Annotated in this window: 2 protein-coding genes; both read left to right on the forward strand. The window is 29.4% G+C overall.

All coding sequences use genetic code 11. From position 1 onward, the window contains the following. On the forward strand, nt 1-995 hold a 995-nt coding region (locus LJD32_RS14430; RefSeq protein WP_227392749.1), incomplete at its 5' end, for a family 1 glycosylhydrolase. 219 nt (nt 996-1,214) lie between these two features. After that, nucleotides 1,215-5,360 (forward strand): family 16 glycosylhydrolase, encoded by a 4,146-nt coding sequence (locus tag LJD32_RS14435; protein ID WP_227392750.1) that lies wholly within the window; start codon nt 1,215-1,217, stop codon nt 5,358-5,360. The last annotated feature ends 176 nt before the right edge of the window (nt 5,361-5,536 follow it).

Genomic DNA, 5,536 nt, shown 5'->3' on the forward strand with positions numbered 1-5,536 from the left:
AAACAATTGATTTCTTTGTTAAATTTGCAGAAGTATGTTTCAAAAGATATAAAAATAAAGTTAAATATTGGATGACATTCAATGAAATTAATAACCAAATGAATTTTAAAAACGATATCTTTGGTTGGACAAACAGTGGGGCTCATTTTGGAAACTATGATAATCCAGAAGAAGCAATGTATATCTGTGGACATCATACATTAGTAGCATCTGCTAAAGCAGTAAAAATTGGTAAAGAAATCAATCCTGATTTCAAAATTGGAAATATGATTGCAATGGTTCCAATTTATCCATTTAGTTGTCGTCCAGCTGATCAAGTATTAGCACAACAACAAATGCATGATCGTTTTTTCTTCTGCGATGTACAATGTCGTGGACATTATCCTGCTTATGCTTTAAAAATGTTTGAAAGAAAAGGATTCAATATTGATATCACTGAAGAAGATAAAAAAGCATTAGCTGAAGGTACTGTTGATTATATTGGATTTAGTTATTATATGACAAATGTTGTAGATTCAACAGTCACAAAAGATGTTTCAAAATCAACAGATGGTTCAAGTGAACATTCAGTTAAAAACCCATATATTAAAGAATCAGATTGGGGATGGGCTATTGATCCAGAAGGATTAAGATATGCATTAAATATGTTCTATGAAAGATATGAAAAACCATTATTTATTGTAGAAAATGGTTTTGGAGCAATTGATGTTAAAGAAGAAGATGGTTCATGCCATGATCCATATCGTATTGATTACTTAAGAGCTCATATCGAAGAAATGAAAAAAGCTGTTGAAGAAGATGGTGTTGATTTAATGGGATATACTCCTTGGGGATGTATTGACTGTGTTTCATTTACAACAGGTGAAATGAAAAAACGTTACGGATTTATCTATGTAGATAGAGATAATGAAGGTAATGGAACATTAAAAAGGAGCAAAAAAGATTCTTATGATTGGTATAAGAAAGTTATTGCTTCTAATGGTGAAAATTTATAAAAAAGTTGAGGAAACTCAACTTTTTTAATTGATTTAAATTAAATGTAACCCCTTGCATAGACAAAAACTCTATGTTAAAATACAAGATGTAAATATGGATTGTTACTTTAAGTAGGCAAGACCAAATAACTTACACTTTTTTTAGTGTATCTTATTTGGTCTTTATTTTTTGTTAAAAAAAGAGTAACAATTATTAGATAAGCAAGGAAAGGAAATAATATGAAAAATAAAAAGATAAGTAAAGTTGTTTTATCTGTATTGACGTCAATGTCAATGCTTAGTTCGTCTTCAGCAATGGTTTTTGCTGAAAATACGACTCAGGGTGCAACTTCACAAGTTGCCCATGAGTATGATTTAGTTAAATTAGATCGTAATGGTGATTTAATTGTTAATGGAAGTTTTGATAATAATGGTGCTTCATGGTCTAAAACAGGTACAGGTACATTTGGAAATGATAATGGAAATTATTATGGAAAGTTATCATCAAATTCTAATAATGCCGCAGTTTATCAAGGAGTAAGTTTTAAGAAAAATACAGATTATGTTGTTAAAGGAAAAGTAAAAATTTCTAATGCGAAAGGTCAAGTATTTTTAGCAGTAAAAAATGGTCAATTAAGTGCAGGATTAAAAGATAATAATGGAAAAACGATTGAAACGACGATTTCTTCATCAGAAGATAAAGCAGGTCAATATCAAGATGTAGAATTTACTTTTAATTCAGGTGATAATACTTCTGGATCTATTGCTTTTATTAAATGGACAGAAAGAAATGGAAATCAAGATATTATTGATGAAGAAGTATGGATCGATGATGTATCAGTTAAAGCAGTAAGCGATGCTTCAGAAGATGATCAATATGAAATGGTTTGGGCTGATGACTTTAATGAAAATCAATTAGATACATCAAATTGGGATTATGAATTAGGTTCTATTAGAGGTGTTGAACAAGAACATTATGTTAATGATCCAGAAAATGTTTATGTTAAAGATGGTCAATTAGTATTACAAGTAACTAATCGTGATAAAGAAGATCAATATAAAAATCCAAGAGGAAATAGACAAGTTATTTATAATTCAGGAAGTGTTAGAACTCATGGGAAAAGAGAATTTTTATATGGAAGAATTGAAATGAAAGCAAAACTTCCTAAAGGAAAAGGTGCTTTCCCTGCTTTTTGGACATTAGGTTCAGATTTTACGTTAGATGGTAGAATTAGCAGTGAACAAGGTGCTTCGTGGCCAGTTTGCGGTGAAATCGATATCATGGAAATGATTGGTGCAGAAAATGAAGATTTAAATGGAAAAAGTAATAAAAAAGTTTATCAAACTTTACATGCTGGTTCAGCTACAGATGTAGATCATTCAAAATCTATTTCAACATATACATTACCAGAAGGAATCTTTAATGATGATTATCATATTTTTGGTCTTAATTGGTCTAAAAATAAAATGGAATTTTATGTTGATAATAAAATTGTAGGATCTATTGATTATAGCAATAATGAAGAATATAAAAGATGTTTTAACAGACCACAATATATTCAAATGAATCTAGCAACTGGTGGAAACTGGGCAGGAGATGCTGGAGATAATCTTGCAGGGCAAAAATATGAAATTGATTATGTTTATTATGGTCAAAATGCTCAACAAAAAACAGATTCTAAAGAATACTATGAAAATGCAATCAAAATCAATGGTGAACATGATGTGACAATGACAGAAGGTGAAACACCTAATTTATTAGAAGGTGTGACTTCTGATCAAGATAGTATTTTAGATTATTCAATTGATAATGAATATTCATTTAAATCAAAAGGTGGACTTACTTCTGTTGATTTAGTTTGTTCAGGTAAAAATGATAAACAAAGTTTAAAGAAATTAAAACCAGGTAAATATAACTTATACTATACAGCTAGAAGTAGTACTGATTCTACCAAACCATCAACAAGAAGAGCAGTTATACTTACTGTTTTACCTAATGATAAACAAGATTTAATTGAATTAGATCGAGAACTTATTAAAAATGGTTCTTTTGAAAATGGTACAAATCCTTCATCAGGATATGAAATAAATAGTCGTACATCATGGCAAGTTACAAATGCAAGATTTACAAAATGGCCAGGATGTTCATATGAAGGAAGCTGGTGTGGTTTTTTACCAGAAAATAATGGAAATGCTAATATTTTTCAAACAGTTAATTTAAAGAAAAATACAAAATATAAACTAAAGGCAAAAGTGCAATTAACAGAAGTAGGACAAACAATGTTTGTCAACTTAAAAAAGAATGCACAATATCTTGTAAATAACAATGAAGTTACAGTAAAATGTACAGAAGAAAATAAAGGACAATATCAAGATATTGAATTAGATATCGATACAGGAGACCAAGAAAGTATTTTTAATGGTAAAAATTCTACTGATTTAACAGTTTGTTTTATGAAATGGACTGAATCAACAAGTGATGCTACATATAAAGGAAAAGTATTTGTTGATAATGTTTCTTTAACAGAAGTGACAAATGAAGATGACAATTATAATCTTGTATGGGCTGATGAATTTAATGAAAGTGAATTAGATAAAAAGAATTGGGGTTATGAATTAGGACATATTCGTGGTTTAGAACAACAACATTATACAAATAGTAAAGATAACGTTTATCTTGAAGATGGAAATTTAGTTATTAAAGCAACAAATAGAAAAACAGAAGATCAATATGAAGTAACACAAGGAGATACAACAAGAAAAGTTATTTATGATTCAGGAAGTGTAAGAACTCATGGTAAACAAGAATTCTTATATGGAAGAATTGAAATGAAAGCTAAATTACCTAAAGGTCAAGCAGTATTTCCAGCGTTTTGGACCTTAGGTTCTGATTTTCATTTAGATGGTAACATTGCTCAAGGTATTGGATGGCCCGATAGTGGTGAAATAGATATCATGGAATTAATTGGTAATGGAACTGCTGGTGGGGTTAATGGTAATAAACAAGTTTATCAAACACTTCATTATGGTACTAATGGTGAAGATGATGGAAAGTATGCTGGACATGGTACTTGTTATACATTACCAAGTGGTATCTTTAATGATGATTATCATGTTTTTGGAATCAATTGGTCAAAAGGAAAAATTGAATGGTATGTAGATGATCAAATTGTAAGAACAGTTGATTATAGTGATGATCAAAGAGCTTTAGAATGTATCGATAGACCGCAATATATTGAATTTAATTTGGCTTTAGGTGGAGCTTGGCCTGGTGCTGCAGGTGAAAACTTAGCAGGAACAAAATTTGAAGTAGATTATGTTCGCTATGCTAGAAATGAACAACAACAAAAAGATGCGGATACTTTCTATGTAAATGCTTATAAAATTAGTGGTGAAAAAGATGTTACGATGACAGAAGGAGACATGCCAGATTTATTAGCAGGTATTACTGTTGATGAAGGAACTGTTGTTGATTACTCTATTAATGATGAACCAATGTTCACAAATGTTGGTGGAAATACACATGTATCACTATTATGTACAGGTAAAGATGATCAAGAAGCCTTAAAATCATTAAAACCAGGAACATATAATTTATATTACACAGTATATGAAAAAGGAAATACAACAGCTGCAAGAACAAGAAGAGAAGTTTTACTTACAGTTGAAGAAAGAATTTTCGAAAAAGATTTAGAAAAATCTGGATTAGAATTAAATGGTTTCGTTGGTGATACATTAGATACAATTAAATTACCTGAAGGTTGGGTATTTGAAAATCCAAAAGAAAAAATCACAAAAGATACAAAAGAAGTAAGTGTTAAATATTCAGGAATTGATGGTAAAGTTGGAACAGCTTTAATTAATGTTCAAGAAAGAGCACAAATTATTGCGGGTGAAAATAGTAAATATGATGTTAAAGATTCAAAACCATTGAAAATTACAATGAATGTTTCTAAAGGAAATGTTTTAAAAGTATTTGTTAATGGTAAAGAATTAGATACAAAATACTATACAATTGAAAATGTTTCTAACAAAGTAAACATTATTTTAAGTGAAGAATATTTAAAAACATTAGATAATGGAGAATATACGATCAAAATTACTTCTACATTAGGAAATGTTGAAACAGTATTTACAGTTAGTAATTCTAAAGATGATAATTCAAAACCAGATACTGGAAAAGATGATAATTCAAGTCAAAAACCAACAACAGATAAAAAAGATGATGCAAACAACAAAACAAATAATGTTACGACAACTGTTGTCAAAAATACAACTCAAAAGAGTACAAAAACAGGTGATCAAACACCAGTTGAATTACTTACAATGGGATGTTTGGTATCATTACTAGCAATTATTATCTTAAAAAAGAAAAAAGTATTTTAATAAATTACAAAAGAAGTTTAAACAATAAAAGGTGTTAAACTTCTTTTATTCTATGCTTATAAATTGACGCTTACTTTTTAAGTTTTTATAGGAATAAATAAAAGGAGTCTTTGTTGACTCCTTGGGTAACCAAATAATTTAGGGGGAAAGCCAAATTATTTAGGGGACAACTTTAG

It is taken from the genome of Faecalibacillus sp. TM498, assembly GCF_020589955.1.
GTDB lineage: Bacteria > Bacillota_I > Bacilli_A > Erysipelotrichales > Coprobacillaceae > Faecalibacillus > Faecalibacillus intestinalis.

Coding starts and splice junctions, on each gene's coding strand:
- LJD32_RS14435 (WP_227392750.1), top strand. CDS start 1,215: ATGAAAAATAAAAAGATAAGTAAAGTTGTTTTATCTGTATTGACGTCA.